The sequence below is a fragment of the Amycolatopsis endophytica genome, from assembly GCF_013410405.1.
GTDB classification, from domain to species: domain Bacteria; phylum Actinomycetota; class Actinomycetes; order Mycobacteriales; family Pseudonocardiaceae; genus Amycolatopsis_E; species Amycolatopsis_E endophytica.
In genome coordinates, this window is sequence record NZ_JACCFK010000001.1 from 317,274 (window position 1) to 339,518 (window position 22,245).

At 69.9% G+C, this 22,245-nt stretch carries 19 protein-coding genes, 2 tRNA genes and 1 pseudogene; 8 read left to right on the top strand and 14 right to left on the bottom strand.

Annotated elements, in window-relative coordinates; all coding sequences use genetic code 11:
- Positions 1 to 205 precede the first annotated feature (205 nt).
- Positions 206 to 1,213 carry an NAD(P)H-dependent glycerol-3-phosphate dehydrogenase gene (locus HNR02_RS01540; RefSeq protein WP_179771445.1) on the bottom strand — a complete coding sequence of 336 codons (1,008 nt, stop codon included), beginning with the start codon at positions 1,211 to 1,213 and terminating at the stop codon, positions 206 to 208.
- Positions 1,214 to 1,215: 2 nt separating this feature from the next.
- On the bottom strand, positions 1,216 to 1,917 hold the full coding sequence (locus HNR02_RS01545; protein ID WP_179771446.1) for a lysophospholipid acyltransferase family protein: 702 nt from the start codon (positions 1,915 to 1,917) through the stop codon (positions 1,216 to 1,218).
- A 102-nt stretch (positions 1,918 to 2,019) separates the two neighbouring features.
- Between HNR02_RS01545 and cofC the strand changes: the two genes are divergently transcribed.
- The 3 genes from cofC (at position 2,020) to HNR02_RS01560 (ending at position 5,863) form a co-directional block, all read left to right on the top strand.
- Entirely contained in the window at positions 2,020 to 2,625 is a 606-nt protein-coding gene (gene cofC, locus HNR02_RS01550) for a 2-phospho-L-lactate guanylyltransferase (protein WP_179775647.1), read from the top strand.
- Between the two features lie 116 nt (positions 2,626 to 2,741).
- A complete protein-coding gene (locus HNR02_RS01555) occupies positions 2,742 to 4,928 on the top strand; it encodes an RNA degradosome polyphosphate kinase (RefSeq protein ID WP_179771447.1) in 2,187 nt (728 codons plus the stop codon).
- Complete coding sequence (locus tag HNR02_RS01560) at positions 4,925 to 5,863, top strand: NUDIX hydrolase (RefSeq protein ID WP_179771448.1); 939 nt, start codon at positions 4,925 to 4,927, stop codon at positions 5,861 to 5,863. Before HNR02_RS01555 ends, HNR02_RS01560 begins: the two co-directional genes overlap by 4 nt.
- 368 nt (positions 5,864 to 6,231) lie before the next feature.
- Here HNR02_RS01560 and HNR02_RS01565 read toward each other — a convergent pair whose 3' ends face one another.
- The 3 genes from HNR02_RS01565 to leuC all read right to left on the bottom strand — a co-directional run bounded on the left by HNR02_RS01565 (position 6,232) and on the right by leuC (position 9,112).
- Positions 6,232 to 6,852: an HU family DNA-binding protein gene (locus HNR02_RS01565; protein WP_179771449.1), complete on the bottom strand. Its 621-nt coding sequence runs from the start codon at positions 6,850 to 6,852 to the stop codon at positions 6,232 to 6,234.
- A gap of 227 nt (positions 6,853 to 7,079) precedes the next feature.
- Complete coding sequence (gene leuD, locus HNR02_RS01570) at positions 7,080 to 7,682, bottom strand: 3-isopropylmalate dehydratase small subunit (RefSeq protein ID WP_179771450.1); 603 nt, start codon at positions 7,680 to 7,682, stop codon at positions 7,080 to 7,082.
- 14 nt (positions 7,683 to 7,696) lie between these two features.
- Positions 7,697 to 9,112 (bottom strand): 3-isopropylmalate dehydratase large subunit, encoded by a 1,416-nt coding sequence (gene leuC / locus HNR02_RS01575; protein ID WP_179771451.1) that lies wholly within the window; start codon positions 9,110 to 9,112, stop codon positions 7,697 to 7,699.
- Between the two features lie 118 nt (positions 9,113 to 9,230).
- On the opposite strand from leuC, the gene HNR02_RS01580 reads away from it, so the two are divergent.
- Positions 9,231 to 9,950 (top strand): IclR family transcriptional regulator, encoded by a 720-nt coding sequence (locus HNR02_RS01580; RefSeq protein ID WP_179771452.1) that lies wholly within the window; start codon positions 9,231 to 9,233, stop codon positions 9,948 to 9,950.
- Here HNR02_RS01580 and HNR02_RS01585 read toward each other — a convergent pair.
- Positions 9,947 to 10,513, bottom strand: coding sequence for a TetR/AcrR family transcriptional regulator (locus HNR02_RS01585; protein ID WP_179771453.1), 567 nt, complete (start codon positions 10,511 to 10,513; stop codon positions 9,947 to 9,949). The two genes, HNR02_RS01580 and HNR02_RS01585, sit on opposite strands and share 4 nt — an antisense overlap.
- A gap of 70 nt (positions 10,514 to 10,583) precedes the next feature.
- Here HNR02_RS01585 and HNR02_RS36390 point away from each other — a divergent pair.
- The 3 genes and pseudogenes from HNR02_RS36390 to HNR02_RS01595 form a co-directional block, all read left to right on the top strand.
- A pseudogene (locus tag HNR02_RS36390) lies at positions 10,584 to 10,850 on the top strand (SDR family NAD(P)-dependent oxidoreductase); the annotation flags it as partial.
- A gap of 127 nt (positions 10,851 to 10,977) precedes the next feature.
- Positions 10,978 to 11,343: an SDR family NAD(P)-dependent oxidoreductase gene (locus tag HNR02_RS36395; protein ID WP_312861160.1), complete on the top strand. Its 366-nt coding sequence runs from the start codon at positions 10,978 to 10,980 to the stop codon at positions 11,341 to 11,343.
- A 59-nt stretch (positions 11,344 to 11,402) separates the two neighbouring features.
- The gene (locus tag HNR02_RS01595) at positions 11,403 to 12,029 is read left to right on the top strand and encodes an alpha-ketoglutarate-dependent dioxygenase AlkB (RefSeq protein ID WP_179771454.1); all 627 of its coding nucleotides are present in this window, start codon (positions 11,403 to 11,405) and stop codon (positions 12,027 to 12,029) included.
- A 152-nt stretch (positions 12,030 to 12,181) separates the two neighbouring features.
- On the opposite strand, the gene HNR02_RS01600 is transcribed toward HNR02_RS01595, so the two are convergent.
- From HNR02_RS01600 to gltX, 5 genes are all read right to left on the bottom strand, one after another.
- Entirely contained in the window at positions 12,182 to 12,775 is a 594-nt protein-coding gene (locus tag HNR02_RS01600; protein WP_179771455.1) for an Rv1733c family protein, read from the bottom strand.
- A gap of 661 nt (positions 12,776 to 13,436) precedes the next feature.
- Positions 13,437 to 13,509 (bottom strand) — tRNA-Glu (locus tag HNR02_RS01605).
- A gap of 56 nt (positions 13,510 to 13,565) precedes the next feature.
- Positions 13,566 to 13,637, bottom strand: a tRNA-Gln gene (locus HNR02_RS01610).
- Positions 13,638 to 13,730: 93 nt separating this feature from the next.
- Complete coding sequence (locus HNR02_RS01615) at positions 13,731 to 14,423, bottom strand: HAD family hydrolase (RefSeq protein WP_179771456.1); 693 nt, start codon at positions 14,421 to 14,423, stop codon at positions 13,731 to 13,733.
- 186 nt (positions 14,424 to 14,609) lie between these two features.
- Complete coding sequence (gene gltX, locus HNR02_RS01620; protein WP_179771457.1) at positions 14,610 to 16,091, bottom strand: glutamate--tRNA ligase; 1,482 nt, start codon at positions 16,089 to 16,091, stop codon at positions 14,610 to 14,612.
- 80 nt (positions 16,092 to 16,171) lie between these two features.
- Between gltX and HNR02_RS01625 the strand changes: the two genes are divergently transcribed.
- Positions 16,172 to 17,395 carry an FAD-dependent oxidoreductase gene (locus HNR02_RS01625; protein WP_179771458.1) on the top strand — a complete coding sequence of 408 codons (1,224 nt, stop codon included), beginning with the start codon at positions 16,172 to 16,174 and terminating at the stop codon, positions 17,393 to 17,395.
- Positions 17,396 to 17,617: 222 nt separating this feature from the next.
- On the opposite strand, the gene HNR02_RS01630 is transcribed toward HNR02_RS01625, so the two are convergent.
- The 3 genes from HNR02_RS01630 to cimA form a co-directional block, all read right to left on the bottom strand.
- Entirely contained in the window at positions 17,618 to 18,376 is a 759-nt protein-coding gene (locus HNR02_RS01630) for a fumarylacetoacetate hydrolase family protein (RefSeq protein ID WP_179771459.1), read from the bottom strand.
- A gap of 68 nt (positions 18,377 to 18,444) precedes the next feature.
- Entirely contained in the window at positions 18,445 to 20,394 is a 1,950-nt protein-coding gene (locus HNR02_RS01635) for an AMP-binding protein (protein WP_179771460.1), read from the bottom strand.
- A 53-nt stretch (positions 20,395 to 20,447) separates the two neighbouring features.
- Positions 20,448 to 22,049 carry a citramalate synthase gene (cimA, locus tag HNR02_RS01640; protein WP_179771461.1) on the bottom strand — a complete coding sequence of 534 codons (1,602 nt, stop codon included), beginning with the start codon at positions 22,047 to 22,049 and terminating at the stop codon, positions 20,448 to 20,450.
- Positions 22,050 to 22,245: the final 196 nt, after the last annotated feature.

The window sequence follows — 22,245 nt, forward strand, 5'->3', positions numbered from 1 at the left end:
AGTCGCGACTCGGCCTACATACCGGGCGGCGGGTGGTGCGGCGGGCTCAGCGTCCGTTCCCGGGCGCCGAGTCCCGGAAGGGCAAACACGCCAGCCGGAACGGCAAACACGCTGCCCGGAACGGCAAACACGGCGACGGGAGCGGCAAACACGCGCGTGTTGGCTGCTCCGGGCGGCGTGTGGGCTGCTCGGGCGCGGGCTTGCGCTAGGACCATTCGTGTTTCTGGCGTCGGCCGAGCAGTTCCGCGCCGGCCTGGCGGGGGTCCGCGCCCTCGTGGCAGACCCGGTGCATCGCGTCGGTGATCGGCATGTCGACTCCGTGCTTGCGCGCCAGTTCGCGGATCGACGTGCACGACATCACGCCCTCGGCGACCTGGCCGCCCGCCGCGGCCTGCGCCTGCTCCAGCGTCTCGCCCCGGCCGAGCCGCTCGCCGAAGGTGCGGTTGCGCGACAACGGGGACGAGCACGTCGCCACCAGGTCGCCGACCCCGGCCAGCCCGGCGAAGGTCAGCGGGTCGGCTCCCAGCTTCGTGCCCAGACGCGCCATCTCGGCCAGTCCTCGGGTGATCAGCGTCGCCGTGGTGTTGGCGCCCAAGCCCATGCCGACGGCCATCCCGCAGCTCAGCGCGATGACGTTCTTCGCGGCGCCGCCGACCTCGCAGCCCACCACGTCGGTGTTGGTGTAGGGCCGGAAGTAGGAGTTGAAGCTGGCCTGCTGGATCGCCACCGCGCGGTCGTGGTCGGTGCACGCCAGCACCGCTCCGGCCGGCTGCCCCTGCGCGATCTCGCGTGCCAGGTTCGGCCCGGACACCACCACGATCTCGTTCCCGGACACCCCGCTGATCTCGGCGATCACCTCGCTCATCCGCTTGAGCGTGCCGAGTTCGACCCCCTTGGCGAGGCTGACCAGGACCGCACCGGAGGGCAGCAGCTCCCGCCACCCGGACAGGTTCGCGCGCAGGCTCTGGCTCGGCACGGCCAGCACCACGGCCTCCGCACCGGACAACGCGTCGCCCGGATCGTGCGTCGCGGTGAGCCGGTCCGGCAGATCGATCCCCGGCAGATACCCGCTGTTCGTGTGCCGGTCCCGGATTTCCCCGGCGACCTCTTCACGCCGGGCCCACATCGTCACGTCCCGGCCCGCGTCGGCGAGCACCTTGGCGAACGCCGTGCCCCACGAACCCGCGCCGAGCACGGTGATGCGCTGCACCATCGTCAGTCCGCCGCCTCGGGTTTGCGCGCGGGCGGCTGCTCGCCGCGAACGTCGGCCAGCAGTCCGGTGACCCGCTCCATCAGCAGTTCCGTGACCTCCCGCAGCACCGCGCCGGTCTGCGGCTTGTCCCGGTAGGCGGACAGGTCGACCGGCTCGCCCACCGCGTGCGTCACGGTCTTGCGCGGGAACAGACGCAGCTTCTTGTGGTAGAAGTCCAGGATCTGATGGGTGCCCCAGCGCGCGACCGGGATCACCGGCACGTCGTTGTCCAGCGCGAGCCGCGCCACCCCGGTGTGCGACTTCTTCGGCCAGCCCTGCGGGTCCTTCGTGATGGTGCCCTCGGGGTAGATGACGACGAGCTTGCCCTCGGTGAGCGCCTGGTGCGCGGCGCGGAGACTGTCCCCCGCCTGCGCCGAACCGCGGTAGACGGGGATGCTGCCCGCGCCGATGAGGATCTTGCCGAACACCGGGGTCCTGGCGAGGCTCTCCTTGGCCAGGAACCGCGGGACACGCTTCTGCCGGTGGACGAACACGGCGTCCACGGCGGGGTCCATGTGCGAGACGTGGTTCATCACGAGGATCGCCGGCCCCTCCCGCGGGATGCGCTCACCATGCGTGTAGACCCGTTTCCCGATCCAGCTCACCGGGTAGAACAGCACCGCGGCGGCTCCGACCCAGAACCCGCCCTTCTCGCGACCGGCCAAGACTCCTCCTGCTGTGGTGTGTGCTGCTGGGAGCTGATCCTAGGTGCACGATTGGGGAAAGATGGTGGAGTGTCCTCACCCGTCGAAATCTCCGGCCTGATCATGCCGATGAAACAGCCCCGCGCGGGCAAGTCCCGTCTGCGTGGCGCGGTCGACGAGCGCGAACACCCCGCGCTCGTGCTGGCACTGGCCCGGGACACCCTGGCCGCCGCGACCGCCGCGGGCGTGCGCCGCGTGGTGGTGGTCGCCGCCGATCCGGCTGCCGTGTCCGGTTTGCGCCGTCCCGGTGTGGAAATCGTCGCTGAGCGGGGGCCCGCCGGGCTGAACTCCGCGCTGCGGCACGGTGAGGAACTGCTGCGCGAGCACGATCCGGGGGCGGTGGTGGGGGCGATCCAGGCCGATCTGCCCGCTTTGCGCCCCGAGGAACTGGCCGCGGCGCTCGCCGAAGCCGCCGGCCGTCGCCTGTTCGCCGCCGACGCCGAGGGCACCGGCACCACCCTGCTGCTGTCGGCGGCGGGCGAACCACTCGCCCCGCGGTTCGGTCCCGGCTCGGCGCTCGCGCACGCGGCGTCCGGCGCCGTGCCGCTGCGGCTGGCGGCCCCCAGCCTGAGGCGGGACGTGGACACCCCGGCCGACCTGGAGGAGGCCCGCGAGCTCGGGGTGGGTGAGCACACGCGGGCGTTGCTCTGCGCACAGGAGGTGGCGTGAACATCACCCGACCGCTGGGCGAACTGCTCCGAGTCATCGTCCGGAGCACCGGTGAACTGCTCAATCTCTCACTCGGGGTATCGGCAGGCCGCCCCGAAGTAAGGAACAATGCCAGAGTGAGCAGCGACGAGATCCTTCCCCCGGCAACGACCCCCTCGGCGTCCGGCGAGCCCGCCGCGCCCACGAGATTCCGCGCGATCCCGTCCGCGCCCCCGGCGGTGACGCCGCCGTCGGAAGCGCCGCCCGTGACCCTGCCCGACGACCGCTACTTCAACCGCGAGCTGTCGTGGCAGGACTTCAACGCCCGCGTGCTGGCACTGGCCGAGGACGCCTCCCAGCCGCTGCTGGAGCGGGCCAAGTTCCTGGCCATCTTCGCGTCCAATTTGGACGAGTTCTACATGGTCCGGGTGGCCGGGCTGAAACGCCGCGACGAGACGGGCCTGCCCGTGCGCAGCGCCGACGGGCTGACCCCGCGCGAGCAGCTGGCCTACATCGCCAAGCGCAACCAGGACCTGGTCGAGCGCCACACCGCCGCGTTCGAGGAGCATGTGCGCCCGGAACTGGCGAAGCAGGACATCTCGATCGTCTGCTGGGCCGACCTGGATCCGGCCGAGCAGGCGCGCCTGTCGGACTACTTCACCGAACAGATCTTCCCGGTGCTCACCCCGCTCGCGGTCGACCCGGCGCACCCCTTCCCCTACATCTCGGGGCTGTCGCTGAACCTCGCGGTCACCGTCCGCGATCCGGACCTGGGCACCGAACGGTTCGCCCGCGTGAAGGTGCCGAACAACGTGCCGCGCCTGATCCGCGTGGAGCAGCAGCGGGAAACGCGAGTGGCGACGTTCCTTCCCCTGGAGGAGCTGATCGCGGCGCACCTCGGTGAGTTGTTCACCGGCATGGAGGTCACCGAGCACCACGTCTTCCGCGTGACCCGCAACGCCGACGTGGACGTGGACGAGGACCGCGACGAGGACCTGCTGCAGGCGCTGGAGCGGGAGCTGGCGCAGCGCCGGTTCGGTCCGCCGGTGCGCCTGGAGGTCGCCAACGACATGAGCGAGCACGTGCTCGATCTGCTGCTGCGCGAGCTGGAGGTCGACCCGCACGACGTCGTCGAGGTGCCCGGCCTGCTGGACCTGACGTGCCTGACCCAGCTCTCCAGCCTGGACCGCAAGGAACTGAAGGACCGCCCTTTCGTCCCGGCCACGCACCCGGCGTTCGGTGAGCACGAGACGCCGAAGAGCGTTTTCGCCACGCTGCGCGAAGGTGACGTGCTCGTGCACCACCCGTACGACTCGTTCTCCACGAGCGTGCAGCGGTTCATCGAGCAGGCCGCCGGGGACGACAAGGTGCTGGCGATCAAGCAGACCCTCTACCGGACGTCCGGTGACTCCCCGATCGTCAACGCGCTCATCGACGCGGCCGAGGCCGGCAAGCAGGTCGTGGCGCTCGTGGAGATCAAGGCGCGGTTCGACGAGGAGGCCAACATCACCTGGGCCCGTACGCTGGAGCGTGCCGGCGTGCACGTGGTGTACGGGCTGGTGGGGTTGAAGACGCACTGCAAGGTGGCGATGGTGGTGCGCCAGGAGGGGGCGACGATCCGGCGCTACTGCCACCTCGGCACCGGCAACTACAACCCGAAGACGGCGCGTCTCTACGAGGACGTCGGCCTGCTGACGGCCGATCCGGACATCGGCGCCGACGTCACCGACCTGTTCAACGTGCTGACCGGGTACTCGCGGCAGGACACCTACCGCAACATCCTCACCTCGCCCGCCGGGATCCGTCGCGGCATCCTGCGGCTGATCGACGAGGAAATCGAGCACAGGCACGCAGGCGAGGAGGCGCACATTCGCCTCAAGTGCAACTCGCTGGTCGACGAGCAAATCATCGACGCGCTCTACCGGGCATCGCGCGAGGGCGTTCCGGTCGAGATCGTGGTCCGGGGTATTTGCGCGCTCAAACCCGGCGTGCCCGGACTGTCGGAGAACATTTCCGTGCGCTCCATTCTCGGCCGGTTCCTGGAGCATTCCCGCATCTTCCATTTCCTCGCGGGGCGCACCTACTGGATCGGCAGCGCGGACATGATGCACCGCAACCTCGACCGCCGGATCGAGGCGATGGTGCAGGTCAAGGACCCGAAGCTGACGGCGCAGCTGGACGAGATCCTCGATTCGGCGCTGGATCCGGCCACCCGCTGCTGGGTGCTGACCGACAGCGGCGAGTGGCAGCCCTCGCCCGCGGACACCACACAGGTCCGCGACCACCAGACCGAGTTGTTGAAGAAGCACGGGGCCAACGGGTGAGTTCTGTTCGTGTCCGCGCCGCGGGTGCGGTGCTGTGGCGCACCGGCCGGGACGGCGTCGAGGTGGCGATCGCCCACCGGCCGCGTTACGACGACTGGTCGCTGCCCAAGGGAAAGCTGGACGACGGCGAGACCGTCCCGGCCGCGGCCGTGCGGGAGATCGAGGAGGAGACCGGCTTCCGGGCGGTGCTGGGGCGGCACCTGATGACGGTGCGGTACAGGGTGCCCGCCGGGCCGAAGATCGTCGACTACTTCAGCGCCGCGGCTGCTTCGGGTTCGTTCTCGCCCAACGAAGAGGTCGACGAGCTGCGCTGGCTGTCCCCGGTGGAGGCGGCGGGGTTGCTGTCCTACGACAGTGACCGCTCGGTGCTGGACGCGTTCACCGCGCTGCCCGCGGGCCTGTCGACCCTGCTGCTGGTGCGGCACGCGAAGGCGGGCAAGCGGGACGAGTGGCTGGGCGACGACGATCTGCGCCCGTTGTCCGCGGCAGGCGCCCGGCAGGCGGCCGCGTTGCGGGCCCTGCTGCCACTGTTCGGTCCGGACAGGGTGGTGTCGGCGCCGCGGTTGCGGTGCGAGCAGACGGTGCACGGCCTCGCAGACGACCTCGGCGTCATGGTGGAGCACGAGAACCTGGTGGCGGAGGAGTTCTACTGGGACGACCCGGTCGCGGGCCTGGCGCGCCTGCTGGGTTTCGTGGCGGGCGGGGCCACCCCGGTGGTCTGCAGCCAAGGCGGCGTCATCCCCGACGTGGTGTGGAGCCTGGCCGTGCGGGACGACGTCCGGTTACCCGTCGAGGACGACGAACGGGTGCCGAGCAAGAAGGGCTCGCTGTGGGTGCTGTCGTTCCAGGCATCCCCCGGCAACGGCGGTCCACGCCTGGTGGCGGCTGACTATCTGCCCACAGCACTGCCCACACCGGTGAGCAGCAGCGCATAACAATACGTCCGGCTGCGACAGTCACCGTGAACCGCCGCCCGGCAACGCAAGCCGACCCAAGACCTACCCGGACCTCCCCCGCCCCGATCCCCAGCCCGCTTCGGTCGCTGATCAGCGGGGTCAAGGCACGCTTTCCCGCCTTGACGCCGCTGCTCAGCGACCGAAACCATCCACACGGAGGGGCGGGGGAGGGCGAACCCGAGCCGACCGACTACTGCGCGGCGACGCGCCCAGCCGCCAGCGCCCAAGGCGCAGGTTCGGATCACGAGCGTCCTCGCCGGGATGACCACCAATACCCGAAACGCGGCAGGGCCCCCGCGAAAGAACTCGCGGGGGCCCTGCCGAGAAGGCAAGCTGGCTACTGCTGCTTACTTCTTCTTCCGGGTCGTGGTGGCCTTCTTGGCCGCGGTGGTGGTCTTCGCCGCCGCCTTGGGGGCCGTCTTCGTCGCGGTCGCCTTCTTGGCCGTGGTGGACTTCGCCGCCGTGCTCTTCGAAGCCGTCTTCGACGCGGTGGCCTTCGGCGCGGCCTTGGTGGCGGCCGCGGCGCGAGTGCGGGTCGTGGTGCTGCGGGTCGCGGTGGGACGCGTGGTGGTCGCCTTCGCGGTGGTCCGCGAGGAGGCGGCACGCGTGGTGGTGCCGGTGCTGCGGGTCGAGGCAGCGCTACGGGTCGAAGCCGTCGTGCGCTTCGCCGCCGTGGCCTTCGGCAGCTTCTTGGCACCGCTGATGACGTCCTTGAAGGTCGTGCCGGCGCGGAAGGCCGGAACGTTGGTCTTCTTCACCTTGACCGTCTCACCGGTGCGCGGGTTGCGAGCGGTGCGGGCCGCGCGGGCGCGCTTCTCGAACACACCGAAACCGGTGATGTTGACCTTCTCGCCCTTCTGCACGGTGCGAATGATGATGTCGACGAGGTTGTCGACAGCCTGGGAAGCAACCTTCTTGTCGCCCAGACGCTCGGAGAGCGCCTCGATCAGCTGGGCCTTGTTGGCCATTCCAGTCCTCCATGAAGAACTACGTGTCACACGGCCACATCGGCCGACTTCACGCACACGGTATTACCAACTCGCCCAAAATTCCAAACGGCGCGCGGAATTTTTCCGCAGGCGGGGCGTGGTTTCCGCCTCCCGAGCGACCCTCCCGGGCCGTTCCGCGCGCCGTCCGGCGTGGTGTGCCCGGCTTTACGCCGGGTGGGAATCCCTTGCTGAGCAGGGAATTCGTGTTATTCGGCGGCCACTGGCGTGGTCACCGGCTTCCAGCTGGGACGCTCGTCCTCGAACCGGTCGATCTCTCCGGCGTGTCGGAGGGTGAGAGCGATGTCATCGAGCCCCTCCAGCAACCGCCAGCGGGTGTAGTCGTCGATCGAGAAGGTCGTCTGGAAGTCCTTGGCCCGCACGGTCTTCTCCGCGAGGTCGACCGTGACCTCGGCGCCGGGGTCGTTTTCGAGGATCTTCCACAGCTGCTCGACGTCGGCCTGCTCGCACTGGGCCGCCACGAGACCCTGCTTCCCCGAGTTGCCCCGGAAGATGTCGGCGAAGCGCGAGGAGATGACGACCCGGAAGCCGTAGTTCATCAATGCCCAGACAGCGTGTTCGCGCGAGGATCCCGTGCCGAAGTCCGGCCCGGCGACCAGCACGCTACCCGCCTTGAAGGGTTCCTGGTTGAGGATGAAGCTCTCGTCCGCGCGCCAAGCCGCGAACAGCCCGTCCTCGAAACCGGTGCGGCTGACCCGCTTGAGGTAGACGGCCGGGATGATCTGGTCAGTGTCCACGTTGGACCTGCGCAGGGGCACTCCGATGCCGGTGTGCGTCTTGAACGGCTCCATGGTGGTGGGCTCCTTCAGTTCAGGTCGTCGGGGCTGGACAGCGTGCCGCGAACGGCCGTGGCGGCGGCGACGAGCGGCGAGACGAGGTGGGTGCGGCCGCCCTTGCCCTGCCTGCCCTCGAAGTTCCGGTTGGACGTCGACGCGCTCCGCTCGCCCGGCGCCAGCTGGTCCGGGTTCATGCCGAGGCACATCGAGCAGCCCGCCTGGCGCCACTCGGCCCCGGCGTCGAGGAACACCTTGTCCAGCCCCTCGGCCTCGGCGGCCTGGCGCACGCGCATCGAGCCGGGCACGACGAGCATCCGGACCCCGTCGGCCACCTTGCGGCCCTGCAGCACGTCCGCCGCGGCCCGCAGGTCCTCGATCCGGCCGTTGGTGCACGAACCGAGGAAGACGGTGTCGACCTTCACCTGCCGTAGCGGAGTGCCCGGCTGCAGGTCCATATAGGACAGGGCCTTCTCGGCGGCGAACCGCTCGTTCTCGTCCGCGATCCGCGCCGGGTCCGGCACCGACTCGCCCAGCGGCAGGCCCTGGCCGGGGTTCGTGCCCCAGGTCACGAACGGGGTCAGGGTGTCGGCGTCGAGGTGGACCTCGGCGTCGAACTCCGCGCCCTCGTCGGTGCGCAGCGCCTTCCAGTTCTCGACGGCGGCGTCCCAGTCGGCACCTTGCGGTGCGTGCGGACGGCCCTTGAGGTAGGCGAAGGTGGTCTCGTCCGGTGCGATCATCCCGGCGCGGGCGCCCGCTTCGATCGACATGTTGCAGATCGTCATGCGGGCTTCCATCGACAGCGCCTCGATCGCGCTGCCCCGGTACTCCAGGACGTAGCCCTGGCCGCCGCCGGTGCCGATCTTCGCGATGACGGCGAGGATCACGTCCTTGGCGGTGACGCCGGGCCGGAGACGGCCATCGACGTTGATCGCCATGGTCTTGAACGGTTTCAGCGGCAGCGTCTGGGTGGCCAGCACGTGCTCCACCTCGGAGGTGCCGATTCCGAAGGCCATCGCGCCGAACGCGCCGTGCGTCGAGGTGTGGCTGTCGCCGCAGACGACCGTCATCCCGGGCTGGGTCAGGCCCAGCTGCGGGCCGATGACGTGCACGATCCCCTGCTCGGCGTCGCCCATCGGGTGCAGGCGGACGCCGAACTCCTTGCAGTTCTTCCGAAGCGTGTCGACCTGGGTTCGGGACACCGGATCGGCGATCGGGAGTTCGATGTCGACGGTCGGGACGTTGTGGTCTTCGGTGGCGATCGTCAGGTCGGGGCGCCGCACCGGGCGTCCCGCCAGCCGGAGGCCGTCGAAGGCCTGCGGGCTGGTGACTTCGTGCACCAGGTGCAGGTCGATGTAGAGCAGATCGGGTTCCGCTCCTTCACCGCGGCGCACCGTGTGCGCCTCCCACACCTTCTCGGCCAGGGTCCGTGGCCGCGTGGTGGTCATCAGTACTCCTCCCACGAGGTTGATTGGGAGCAAAGGAACTCGAGCGGGAACGGCCGGGCCCGAGTCCGATTTTCCCAGATTCTGGACTTCCCACATCTCGGGAAGCTAGTATCGCGTCGTGGGACAGTCTAGCTCTTCCGACCAGCAGAGCGGTATCGGTGTTCTGGACAAGGCCGTCGCCGTGTTGCAGGCCGTGGCCGAAGATCCGTGCGGGCTCGCGGAACTGTGCACGCGTACCGGACTGCCGCGCGCGACCGCGCACCGCCTCGCCGTGGGACTGGAGGTGCACCGCCTCCTGCGCCGCGGGCCGGACGGCCGGTGGCGCCCGGGTTCCGCGCTCGCCGAACTCGCGGGCGGCACGGCGGATCCACTGCTCGACGCGGCCGGTTCGGTTCTGCCGAAGCTGCGGGACATCACCGGGGAGAGCGTGCAGTTGTACCGGCGCGACGGCGTGCAGCGCGTGTGCGTGGCGAGCGCCGAACCGATGAGCGGGCTTCGCGACACAGTGCCGATCGGCACCCGGTTGTCGATGACGGCGGGTTCCGGCGCGAAGGTTCTCGCGGCGTGGTCGGATCCACACACGCAGCGCGCCATCCTGGCCGACGCCGTGTTCGGGGAACGCACCCTGCTGGAGGTGCGCCGCCGCGGGTGGGCGCAGAGCGTGGCCGAGCGCGAGCCGGGCGTGGCGAGCGTTTCCGCGCCGGTACGGGATCCCGGCGGCAACGTCATCGCGGCCGTCTCGGTTTCCGGCCCGGTGGAACGGATCGGGCGCAAGCCGGGCGCGCGCTGGGCGGCCGATCTCCTCGCCGCGGCCGAGGCCCTGCAGGAACGGCTCTAGCCGGCCAGCTCCGGCCAACCGCGCCGCAAATGCGTGAAAGCCGCGTCCAGCGCGGCCGCCGGGTCCGGTTCGACGCCCGCGAGATCGGGAATTTCCAGGATGTAGCGGGCGAGCAGCCGCAGCGAGAGGTCTGCCTCCCGACTGGTTTCCTCGGCGATGACCGCCACGAGCGCGTCTTCGCAATCCGTCCACAACGCCCTGGCATACCGGCGCAGCGCGGGCGTCGCGACCACGAGTGCCGCGATCCGCCGCGCCTGTGGGGCGGGGTTCGACTCGAAGGGACCTCGCGTCCGGAGGAAGTCGCGCAGCGCGTCGAGTACGCCGCCCCGCCGTTCTCGCACAGCCGCCACGAGTGCCTGTTCGCGTTCCCGTGAATCGCCGAGCACCAGCGCCTCCTTCCCGCCGGGGAAGTGGGCGAACAAAGTCGAAACCGCCGTGTCCGCGGCGTCCGCGATCTCCGCCACGGTCACGCCGTCGAATCCGCGCGCCAGGAACAACTCCCGCGCGGCGGCCGCCAACGCCTGGCGGGTGGCGGCCTTCTTGCGCTCACGACGTCCTGCCATGCCGCCACCATAGCCGAATCGAGTACGAAGTCGGAATGACTTCGGCTATCGCGGACTGGCCGCCGCAGGCGTGGCCGTCATCCTCGGCGGCCGTGATTCCGCGAAGGCCCGCGGCGCGATCGACGCCATCCGTACACCCGGTGCGCGGGTGCGCTACCTGCGACTGGATCTGGCCGACCTGCCGGGCATCGGGGCTTCGGTGGACGCGCTGGACGCGGACCACCTCGACGCCGTCGTCTGCAACGCCGGTGTGATGTTCGACGATCCGCAACGACGGAAAACACGCGAGGGTCACGAGCTGATGTTCGCGACCAACCACCTGGGGCACTTCGCATTGGCCGGGCACCTCGCGCCGCTGCTGCGGGGCGGCCGGGTGATCACCACGGGCAGTTTCGTCGAAGTCGGCCCGACCGGACCTCGACGACCTCGGGTTCCGCACCGGCTACCGGCCGAAGGACGCCTACGTGCGCTCGAAACCGGCGCAGATCCTGTTCGGTTTCGAACTCGACCGCCGCCCGAAGGCCGCGGGCAGCACGACCATCAGCGTGGTGAACCACCCGGGCGGCGCCCTGGATTCGCTCACCCCTTCCCGGCCGCCGGCACACGTCCGGACCGCCGGGCAACGACGTCGCGGCCTGCCCGCCGGGATTCTCGTGCAGGGCAAGCACACCGGAGCCCGGCCCGCCGTCCGGGCCACGCTCGGTCCAGCCCGCGGCGGGGAGTTGTGGGCGCCGCGGGTGTTCGGACTGCGTGGCGCACCGCGCCTGGAACCGGTCCGAGGCGTACTCACGCACTGGCGAGCGCGTTGTGGGCGGCCAGTGCGGGACTGACCGGAATCGATTCGTTCGCCCACTAGAACACCTGTTCGATCTCGGGTAAAGTCGGGTGCATGACCGCGGAACTACAGGGTTCGCTGTTCGGTCAGGCCGAGGAATGCTCGCTCGGTTCCCTGACCGGCGTACGGCGCACGGAACTGGGCGACGGCGCGTGGATCGATCTGCGTCCGGCGTGGCTGACGGGTGCGGACGTCCTGTTCGAACGCCTGGCCGCGAACGTGCCGTGGCACGCGGAACGGCGCCGGATGTACGACCGGGTCGTCGACGTGCCGCGGCTGTTGTCCTTCTACGGCGAGACGGACGCGTTGCCGGATCCGGTGCTGGACGAGGCGCGGGACGCGTTGAGCCGGTACTACGCGGAGCAACTGGGCGAGCCGTTCCGCACGGCCGGCCTGTGCTTCTACCGCGACGGACGGGACAGCGTCGCCTGGCACGGTGACACGATCGGACGAGGAGCCACCCACGACACGATGGTGGCCATCGTGTCCGTCGGCGCGCCGCGAAGCCTGCTGCTGCGCCCACGCGGCGGCGGGGCGGCCGTGCGGCAGGCACTCGGCCCCGGGGATCTGATCGTCATGGGCGGTTCGTGCCAGCGGACGTGGGAACACGCGGTGCCGAAGACCAGCAAGCCGGTCGGGCCGCGGATCAGCATCCAGTTCCGCCCACGCGGTGTCCGCTGACGCGCGAAGGCCGGGCGGGAAAGGCAGAGCCGGGGAAAGACCGCAGCGTCTCCCCCAGCGTGGTCCGCATCCACGAGCGGACTCGGAAAGCGCCGGCAGGGGCACCGGCCACCGCGGGTGCCCTCATCGACGTCGTCACCCCCGTGCAGGGGTCAGGAACGCGCCCAACGGTCGCCGAGCGTGGCCCATTCGCTCGTCCACCTCGCGGCGCGCCTGCGGTCGAGCACGAACCGCGTCATCCAGTACGCGGCAACCAGCACCAGCGCCGCGACCAGCCACGCGAAGATGCCCGCCAGAACACCGGTGGTCGCCGCGTCGGTGGAGCTGATCGGCGCCGGCGTGGGATCGCCTGCCTCGTTCAGCCACACCGGCACCTTCGTGCCGGCCGTCGCACCGGGATCCGCCGACACGACGCCCGTTTTCGGCTCCCCGCCGTTGTAGGTCCACTCCGCGCGCACCCCGGCCGAGCCGCTCGTCGAGAACGCGCCCTCCGTCGCCGGCACCGGCGTCGGAGCGTCGTCGATCAGCGTCGCGGTCACCTGGTGACGCGTCGCCTGCTGTTGTTCGGACACCGCCAGCTGGCCACCGTACGTCTGGGATCCGGTGAACAACGCCAGCGGAATCGCGACGAGAAGGCCCAGCACCACCACGAACAGCAGCGCGGCCTCGACCCGGTCGGACGTTCTGGCCAACGGGTTGCGACCGATGTGCAGGCGTCGCCAGAAACGCCCGATTGGTCCGGTCACGGTCCCATCCCCCTTTCCTCTGCTACCTCGGCAAGCACAATCGCAATACCCACTGTGCCGCGCCCGTACCCGAATTGGCACTGAAACGAGACCAAGACCGCTGTGAGGAGCCCCTCACAGCGGAGCAAGATCGGGATGTATCCATGCTGGCACTGGTGAACGGTTCACGACATCGACCGAAAGGGCTTTCCGTGACCGTCGGGAGACACGCTCCGTGACCGCCTCGACCTGGCGATGGGCCGCCGAGAGCCCGTCCCGGCACCGAGCGGCTGTTATCGTCCGTTGATGTGCGCCGTTGTGGGATAATTGAGCAATACCACTGTGGTGTTACACATTTGCCAGACAATTCTTGTCATATTCTTTGCGCCGCACGGTAGCCGTTCCCTAGACCAAAAGGGTGACGACGAAAGTATTGCGCGAATCTTGCAATCACCCCGCGTCGCCGTCGAGCCAAGGAGGGTCAGCTCACGACACAACGCCGTGCGCCCCGCCGAGAGGGTGCTCCCAGCCCCCGCTCGGTCTGCGCCGACTTCGAGAACGATGTACAACACGTCGCCGACCTGCGGGTGTCCCCGAGCCAGCCGCCCGCCAGTCCACGGTGGACAAGCCGGGCCGACAACGAAAAAGACCGCCAGCCTGAGCGGCTGACGGTCTTTCGCTGTACCCCCGATGGGATTCGAACCCACGCTACCGGCGTGAGAGGCCGGCGTCCTAGGCCGCTAGACGACGGGGGCCAGGTCTTTCCGTGTTGCGAGAGGAACCTTACCAGAGCTGGTTTTTCCTCTTGCAGCTGGGGTACCAGGACTCGAACCTAGACTAACAGAGCCAGAATCTGTCGTGCTGCCAATTACACCATACCCCAACGGTTCGCCGTTCCGATTCGCGACTCGGCGCGGCTCCGCTGGGAAGAAATATAGCCTAGGCCCGTCACCGGGGCGTAACCGGGGGGTCCACCTCAGCGCTGCGCGGGCACCCCGATCCGGGCAAACTCGCTGACCAGCAGCTGCGGGAGCTCGTCGAGGCCGCCGATGACGTGCACGCCCTCGGGCACCTCCGCGTCGCCGCCGTCGCGGTCGAGCCAGACGCCCTCCAGGCCGGCGTCGCGGGCCCCGACGGCGTCGGTGTGCAGCTTGTCGCCGACGTGGGCGGCCTCACAAGGATCGCAGTCCAGCACCGCGCACACGGAGTGGAACATCACCGCATCGGGTTTGGCGGCGCCGACCTCACCGGCGATGGCGATGTGGTCGAAGAACCGCGACAGCCCCAGATCGGCCAGCTTGGTCCGCTGGTGGGCACCCGAGGCGTTGGTCACAGCGGCGATGCGAACATCCGCCGCGCGCAACCACTCCAGGCACGGCAGCACGTCGTGGAACAGACGCCACGAGCCACGCAGCACCTCCTTGCGGCGGCACTCGAACCGGGCCACGTCCTCCGGATCCATCACCACGCCCATCTCCGCGAGGAAGCACTGGGTGCGGCGCTGGTGCATGACGGCGTAATCGATCTCGCCCGCGACCACGCGGGCGACGTGCCAGTCGGTGATGCGCTCCCACAGCGGCCACATGTCGGCGCGGCCGATGAGCAGTGAGAGGGCACGCTTGCTCGCGTAACTGAAATCGATCAGGGTGTCGTCGATGTCCAGGCACACCAGCCGCAGGCTGGACGGTCTCCAGGGGTCGGCCGGGTCATCCCCCAGACTCGACTCGGGGAGGACACGGACGCGGGTAGGAGTGCAGGGACGCGCAAAATCCACCCAGCGAGGCTAGGCGAGAACTACGCTGAGCGGTTCGGCCGACAAGGTGAATCAGCGCGTTGTTTCGTGCCCCGTTTCGCTCTACTCAGGGTTGCCGGGCAGAGCGTTACGCAGACGTCCGAGTGAAACCTCACGCCCCAGGAGTTCCATCGACTCGTACAACGGCGGCGACACGGTGCGACCGGTGATCGCGACACGCACCGGGGCGAAGGCCTTGCGTGGCTTGAGTCCCAGGCCCTCGACCAGCGCGTCCTTGAGGGCCTGCTCGATGGCCGCGGTCTCCCACGACGGCAGCGCCTCCAGCGCCTCGATCGATGCCCGCAGCACGGGTTCGGCCTCCGGCTTGAGGTTCTTCGCCGCCGCGTCCTCCTCGGGCGCGAACTCCTCCTCGGTCACGAACAGGAAGCGCACCAGTGGCGCGGCGTCACCCAGCACGGTCACGCGCTCCTGCACCAGCGGCGCGATGGCGCGCAGCCGGGTCATCTGGTCGTCCGACGGCTCGGCGGGCAGCACCCCGGCCGTCTGGAGGTAGGGCACCGCGCGCTGGACGAAGTCCTCCGCGTCGAGCGCGCGGACGTGCACGGCGTTGATCGCTTCGGCCTTCTTCACGTCGAAACGCGCCGGGTTGGCGCTCACCTTCGAGATCTCGAACGCCCGCACCAGTTCGTCGACCGTGAAGGTGTCGCGGTCGTCGGCGATCGACCAGCCCAGCAGGGCCAGGTAGTTGAGCAGCCCCTCGCGGATGAAACCCCGGTCGCGGTAGTTGAACAGGTTCGACTGGGGGTCGCGTTTGGACAGTTTGCGGTTGCCCTCGCCGGTCACGTACGGCAGGTGGCCGAACTCGGGCGTGAACTCCGCGACGCCGATGCGCTGCAGCGCCCGGTACAGCGCGATCTGCCGCGGTGTCGACGGGAGCAGGTCCTCGCCGCGCAGGACGTGCGTGATGCGCATCAGCGCGTCGTCGACCGGGTTCGTCAGCGTGTACAGCGGGTCACCGTTGGCGCGCACCAGGACCGGGTCCGGGATCGAGCCGGCCGGGAAGCTGATCTCGCCGCGGACCAGGTCGTTCCACGCGAGGTCCTCGTCCGGCATGCGCAGCCGCAACACCGGAGCACGGCCCTCGGCGCGGTAGGACTCGCGCTGCTCCGCGGTGAGGTCGCGGTCGAAGTTGTCGTAGCCGAGCTGGGGGTCCTGTCCCCGGGCCTTGCGGCGCTCGGTGACCTCTTCGTTCGTCGAGAACGCCTCGTACAGCTCGCCCGCGTCGAGCAGGCGGCGCGCGACGTCGGCGTAGATGTCGCGGCGTTCGCTCTGCCGGTACGGGCCGTACTCGCCACCGGCGTCGGGACCCTCGTCCCAGTCGAGACCGAGCCAGCGCAGCGCCTCCAGCAACTGCTGGTACGACTCCTCGCTGTCGCGGGCGGCGTCGGTGTCCTCGATGCGGAACACCAGGCTGCCACCGTGGTGCCGGGCGAAGGCCCAGTTGAACAGCGCCGTGCGGATGAGCCCCACGTGCGGGGTTCCGGTGGGCGACGGGCAGAAGCGGGCGCGGACTGTCTCAGTCATAACCCGTTCAGCCTATCCCGCTTGACCAGGCGTTCGGAGAGCGCCATGCTGGAATTATTCAACGCATAATGAATTAAGGGATGAGGGCGATGACCGAACGCACGACCTGCCTCGTCGCCGGCGGCGGACCGGCGGGGATGATCCTCGGATTGCTGCTCGCGCGGGCCGGGGTCGAGGTGACGGTGCTGGAAAAGCACGCCGATTTCCTGCGTGACTTCCGGGGCGACACCGTGCACCCGTCAACCCTGCGGTTGCTGGACGAGCTGGGCCTTGGCGAGAAGTTCCGGAAGCTGCCGCAGAGCAGGATGGACACGGTGTCGCTGCCGGGGCCGCCCGTGTTGACGATCGCCGACTTCCGGAAGCTGAAGATCGCGCATCCCTACGTCGCGATGGTGCCGCAGTGGGACCTGCTCGACATGCTGGCCGACGCGGGACAGGCGGAACCGCACTTCCACCTGCGGATGAACACCGAGGTCACCGGGCTGATCCAGGAGTCCGGCCGGGTTACCGGCGTGCGGTACCGGACGGCGGAGGGCGGAACCGGCGAGATCCACGCGGAGCTGACCATCGGGTGCGACGGGCGTTGGTCGTCGGTGCGGCGGGCAGCCGGGCTGGAGCCGCGGGAGTTCCCGGTGCCGATCGACGCGTGGTGGTTCCGGCTGCCGCGCGAGGGGAACGAAAACGCCACACTGGTGCCGGAAATGCGGGACGGGCACTTCGCGGTCGTCATTCCGCGCGAGGATTACTTCCAGATTGCCTACCTGGCGGGAAAGGGCCTCGACGCGCGTCTGCGAGCCGAAGGTGTGGAAGCGTTCCGCGACCGGTTGCGCACCGTGCTTCCCCAACTGGCGGGCAGAGTGACCGCGATCGAGTCGATGGACGAGGTGAAGCACCTCGACGTACGGCTCAACCTGCTGCGACGCTGGCACCATGACGGCGTGCTGTGCATCGGCGACGCGGCACACGCGATGTCCCCCATCGCGGGCGTCGGGATCAACCTGGCGGTGCAGGATGCCGTCGCCGCGGCACGCCTGCTGGCCACTCCCCTGCGACGCGGACGAGTCACCTCACGCGACCTCGCACGCATCCACCGTCGCCGCCTGGCGCCGACGCTGCTGGTGCAGGGCATCCAGCGCATGATGCACCGGGTCGTGATCCGCCCGGTGATCGAAGGCCGCCGCAACGGCCCCCCGAAACCCTTGGTACGACTGATGAACACCATCCCCGCCGCATGCCGGGTACCCGCCTACCTGATCGGCGTCGGCCTGCTCCCCGAGCACGCCCCACCCTGGGCCCGCCGCTGACCCCTCGCTCCCCTCCACGCAGCAACACGCCGCCGCGAGCGGCAAACACGGCGCCCGCAACAGCCAACACGGCGCCCGGAACGGCCAACACGACGGCTCGGCGTGTTGGCCGCTCCCGGCAGCGTGTTGGCCGCTCGCGTCAGTCGACTACCGGCCGCCAGCGCGACCAGCGGACACGGGATGACCACCCGGCTCGTTTGAGGGCGCGCCGCCCAGCGTCGGTCAGGCGTTCTGCACCGGGTTCGTCAGGGTGCCGATGCCCTCGACGGTGATCGAGACCGACTGGCCGTCCGTGATCTGTCCCACGCCCGCCGGGGTGCCGGTCAGGATGACGTCGCCGGGCAGCAGGGTCATCACGCCGGACACGAACTCGACCAGGTCGGGGATCTTGTGGATCAGCAGCGAGGTGCGGGAGTCCTGCTTCAATTCCCCGTCGACCTCCGTGCGGATCGCCAGGTCGTCGGCGTCCACCGACGTTTCGATCCACGGGCCGAGTGGGCAGAAGGTGTCGAAACCCTTCGCGCGGCCCCACTGGCCATCCGATTTTTGCAGATCACGGGCGCTCACGTCGTTGGCGATCGTGTAACCCAGGATCGCGGCGCCGGCCTGGGCGGCCTTCACGTTGCGCACCGGCTGGCCGATCACCACGGCCAGCTCGCCCTCGAAGTCCACCCGCTCGGACGCGGCGGGCAGGCGGATCGCGGCGTTCGGACCGATCACGCTGGTCGAGGGCTTGAGGAACATCATCGGCGACTCCGGCACCTCGTTGCCGAACTCGGCCGCGTGCTCGGCGTAGTTCCGGCCGATCGCGATGACCTTCGACGGCAGGATCGGCGCGAGCAACCGGACGTCGGCCAGCGCGAAACGCTTGCCCGTGTAGTTCGGCTGGCCGAACGGGTGATCGGCGATTTCCAGGAGCTCTTCGCCGTCGACCGAAGCGAACGCGACCCCACCGGCATGAGCAACTCGAGCTAGACGCACCCACCCAGCCTAGTCATCCGCGCCCACCCCAGCACGCGGGGTCATGGGCAGACGCACCACTGTGGCAGCTACTTCGACGCCCAGAGGACGCCGCCGAGGTCGTGGCGGCCGGCTTGCAGCGCGGCGAAGCCGGGGTCGCGGAAACCGGCGACGCGCAGCAGGTGCAGCCACTCCCAGCGGCTGCGCAGTCCGCCACGATCCCACCAGCCGTCGCGGGCCGCGAACAGCACGTCGAGCGCCCACGGGCTGCCCTCGACGGTCGTCGGGCTCGCGGCCTCCGCCAGCACCAGGCGTCCACCGTCGGTGAGCATGCCCCGCAATCGCCGCAGCGCCATCTCCTTGTCCGCCGCGCAGTGCACCGCGTTGGTCGCGACGACGGTGTCGAACATCTCCGGTCCCGGCCCGGAGTCGAGGTCGTCCGGTCCGGCGTCGAGCACCCGGCCCCGCGCCCGCCCGTCCGCCGCGACGACTTCGGCCGCGTACTCGGCGTACACCGACATCGGCCACTCGCACATCAACCGGTACCGCTGCTCGAACGGCTCACCCTCGGCCAGCGCCGGCCACGTCGCGACGAGGGCATCCAGTGCGTCGTGCGCCGCCGTCCGGGTTCCGGAAACCGGTTGGCGCGGCGGGGAATGCGCGGCGGTCAGCGCCAGCGCCTCGCGGTGGACGGTGCGCGCCCGCGCGGTCGCCGGGCGCACCGGGGAAGTCAGGATCGACTGCGCAGCACGGCAGGCGTAGTCGAGCAGCTCCTCGTAGCGCAGCGCGCTCTCCCGCCGCACGGTCAGCCCGCGCGCCATCACCTGCCGCAGCGGCTGCCCGTTCTCCGCGGCGCGGTAGCCACGCGTGGAGAACACCGCCGGGCGGATCCGTGCGGTCCGGTGCATCTCCCGCAGCCCCTCGACGGCGCCGACCAGCGCGATCTCGTGTCCCAGCGCGGGTTCCGGCACGGCTACCGCGGCGAAGTCCCCGGACAGCCCTGCCTTCCGCCACTCCCCCTCGATGTCGGCGGGGTGCAGCCGCTGCCCGCCGCGCTCGATGAGTTCGGCGGACCGGCCGTGCAGCACGAGGAAGCCGTCGCGCAGCTCGCCACGATCGCCGGTGCGCAACCACCCGTCGGGAGTCCGCACCCGCGCGCTCTGCTCGGGCTCGCCCCAGTACCCGCGCATCAGTTCCGGTGCGCGGAGCCACACTTCGCCGTCCTCCACGCGCAGTTCGGTACCCGGCAACGGAACGCCGACGGGCGGCGCGTGCCGCACGTACTGCTCCTGGAAAGCACCGGCGTCCAGCAACGGCATCGTGGTGCTGGCGTTGACCGCTTCGGTGAGCCCGTACGCCTGCCGCAGCCGCGGGCCGTAACGCGCCGCGAACTCCTTCGCCAGCTCACGTGTGAGCGGGGCGCCCGAGGTGATCACGTACTCCAGGCAGTCCGGCCACGGGACACCGGCGCGCACGACCTCCCGAAGCTGGGACGGCACGAGCGACGCGGTCTGTACGCTCTTCGCCTCGACCGCGGCGAAGAACGTCACGGGGTCGAACCGCTCGGCCAGCACCAGTGGCGCGTCGGTGAGCCGGGTGCCGACCAGTGACATCACGAGCGCGGTCACCTGGTGCAGTGGCAGCGCGGTCGCGTGCGGACGGACCGGTGAGAACCCGTGCAGCGCCGCGGTCCGCGCCGCGTTGCCGGACACCTCGTCGCGGCCGAGCATCACGAGCCTGCCGGAGCCGGGGGTGCGCACCACGAACGCGAGACCGGTCGCGTCCGGGTGGCCGGGTTCGCCGTCGAGCGAGGTCACCCGCGCCGCACGCGGTGGGCCGTCGACGACCGCCGATGCCCGGACCGCGGTGGCCACCTGGACCAACTCGGCGTCGGAGGCGCGCGCACGCAGGGGAACCGCCACCAGCCTGCGGTCCGCGCAGGCCAGCAGCAGCTCGGCGAAGGCATCGCCGGAGGGACAGCGCAACACCACCCGGGCGTTGTCCGGGAGATCGTCGAGCGTCGGCCGCCATGGCTCCACGGCCTCCACGATGTCGGCTCGGCGGGACCCGGTGCAGGGGGCGAGTCCCGCCCTCAGACCCGCAGGCTCTTGTGCACCAGCGCGTCGCAGAGGGCGAGCCAGCTGGCCTCGACGATGTTGCCGTGCACGCCGACCGTCGTCCACTCGCTGTCACCGTCGCCGGAGTTCACCAGTACCCGGGTGACCGCGTCGGTGCCCGGATGGCCGGGCAGGATGCGCACCTTGTAGTCGGCCAGCTCGACACTGTCCAACCAGGACAGCGACGGCGAGAGCGCCTTGCGCAGCGCCGCGTCCAGCGCGTGCACGGGGCCGTTGCCCTCGGCGGTGGCGATCACCCGCTCGCCGCCGACGTGCACCTTGACCGTCGCCTCGGAGATCACCTCCCCGTCGCTGCGGTGGTCGAGCACGACGCGGTAGGACTCCAGGGTGAACGGCGGCGCGACCGGGCCGTCGACCTCCCGGCGCAGCAACAGCTCCAGCGACGCGTCGGCGGCCTCGAACGACCAGCCCTCCGCCTCCAGCCGCTTGATCTTGCCGACCGCGTTGGTCAGCGCCTCGGGCCGGCCGGCAAGGTCCACTCCGAGCTCACGTCCCTTGAGTTCGAGGCTCGCCCTGCCGGCCATCTCGGTGACCAGCACCCGCATGTCGTTGCCGACGGAAGAGGGATCGATGTGGTTGTACAGCAACGGATCCACCTTGATCGCGCTCGCGTGCAGCCCCGCTTTGTGGGCGAAGGCCGACGCCCCGACATAGGCCTGGTGGGTGTCGGGGGCGATGTTCGCGATTTCGGCAAGAGCATGGGAGACGCGGGTCAGCTCGGCTTCGGCTCCGGTCGGGAGCACGGACATGCCGAGCTTGGTCACCAGGTTTCCCGTCACGGCGAACAGGTCGGCGTTGCCCGCCCGTTCCCCGTAACCGTTCGCGGTGCACTGCACGTGTGTCGCGCCGGCCTGGACCGCCGCGATGCTGTTGGCCACGGCGCAGGAAGTGTCGTCCTGGCAGTGGATGCCGAGCCGGAACCCGGTCCGCTCGGAGACCTCCCGCACGGTTTCGGCGAGCCCGAGCGGCAACCGGCCGCCGTTGGTGTCGCACAACACCACGACGTCGGCACCGGCGGTCGCGGCGGCGTCGAGAACGCGCAGGGAGGTGTCCGGGTCGAAGGCGTAGCCGTCGAAGAAGTGCTCGGCGTCGAGGAAGACGCGACGCCCCTCGCCGACCAGGAAAGCAACGGTGTCACGCACCATCGCGCAAGCCTCGTCGACGTCCACGCGCAGCGCCCGTTCGATATGGCGCCGGTCGGACTTGGCCACCAGCGTGACCACCGGCGCCTGCGCGTCCAGCAGCGCCCGGACCTGCTTGTCCTCGGCCGCTTGCACGCCCGCCTTGCGCGTCGACCCGAACGCGACGAGCGCGGCGTGCTTGAGGATCAGCTCACCGGACGCGGCGCGGGCGAAGAACTCGGTGTCCTTCGGCAGCGCGCCCGGCCACCCGCCCTCGATGAACCCGACGCCCAGCTCGTCGAGCAGGCGCGCGACCGCCAGCTTGTCCCCCACCGAATAGGAGATGCCCTCGCGCTGGGCCCCGTCCCGCAACGTCGTGTCGTACAGGTGGAAGTCGTCGCCGAGCGGCAGTCCGGCGGGCTCCGTGCGGGTCACGGTCGTCTCCTCGTGGTGGGATGCGGCTTCTCGGGCAACAAAAAAAACCTCCCGCGAAATGCGAGAGGTCTGCGCGCCGGGTGTCCGATGCGGACACTACCCGACGCGCCTGCCGATAATGATCACGGCGGAAGAAGCCATGTCCGCATCATGCCACACGGTCACGCGAAGAGGCAAAAAAGCGGTGAAGGCCACC

Coding starts and splice junctions, on each gene's coding strand:
- HNR02_RS01625 (WP_179771458.1), top strand. CDS start 16,172: ATGAGGGCGATGACCGAACGCACGACCTGCCTCGTCGCCGGCGGCGGA.
- HNR02_RS01585 (WP_179771453.1), bottom strand. CDS start 10,513: ATGGCAGGACGTCGTGAGCGCAAGAAGGCCGCCACCCGCCAGGCGTTG.
- gltX (WP_179771457.1), bottom strand. CDS start 16,091: ATGACTGAGACAGTCCGCGCCCGCTTCTGCCCGTCGCCCACCGGAACC.
- HNR02_RS01540 (WP_179771445.1), bottom strand. CDS start 1,213: ATGGTGCAGCGCATCACCGTGCTCGGCGCGGGTTCGTGGGGCACGGCG.
- cofC (WP_179775647.1), top strand. CDS start 2,020: ATGCCGATGAAACAGCCCCGCGCGGGCAAGTCCCGTCTGCGTGGCGCG.
- leuC (WP_179771451.1), bottom strand. CDS start 9,112: ATGACCACCACGCGGCCACGGACCCTGGCCGAGAAGGTGTGGGAGGCG.
- HNR02_RS01565 (WP_179771449.1), bottom strand. CDS start 6,852: ATGGCCAACAAGGCCCAGCTGATCGAGGCGCTCTCCGAGCGTCTGGGC.
- HNR02_RS01595 (WP_179771454.1), top strand. CDS start 11,403: ATGACCGCGGAACTACAGGGTTCGCTGTTCGGTCAGGCCGAGGAATGC.
- leuD (WP_179771450.1), bottom strand. CDS start 7,682: ATGGAGCCGTTCAAGACGCACACCGGCATCGGAGTGCCCCTGCGCAGG.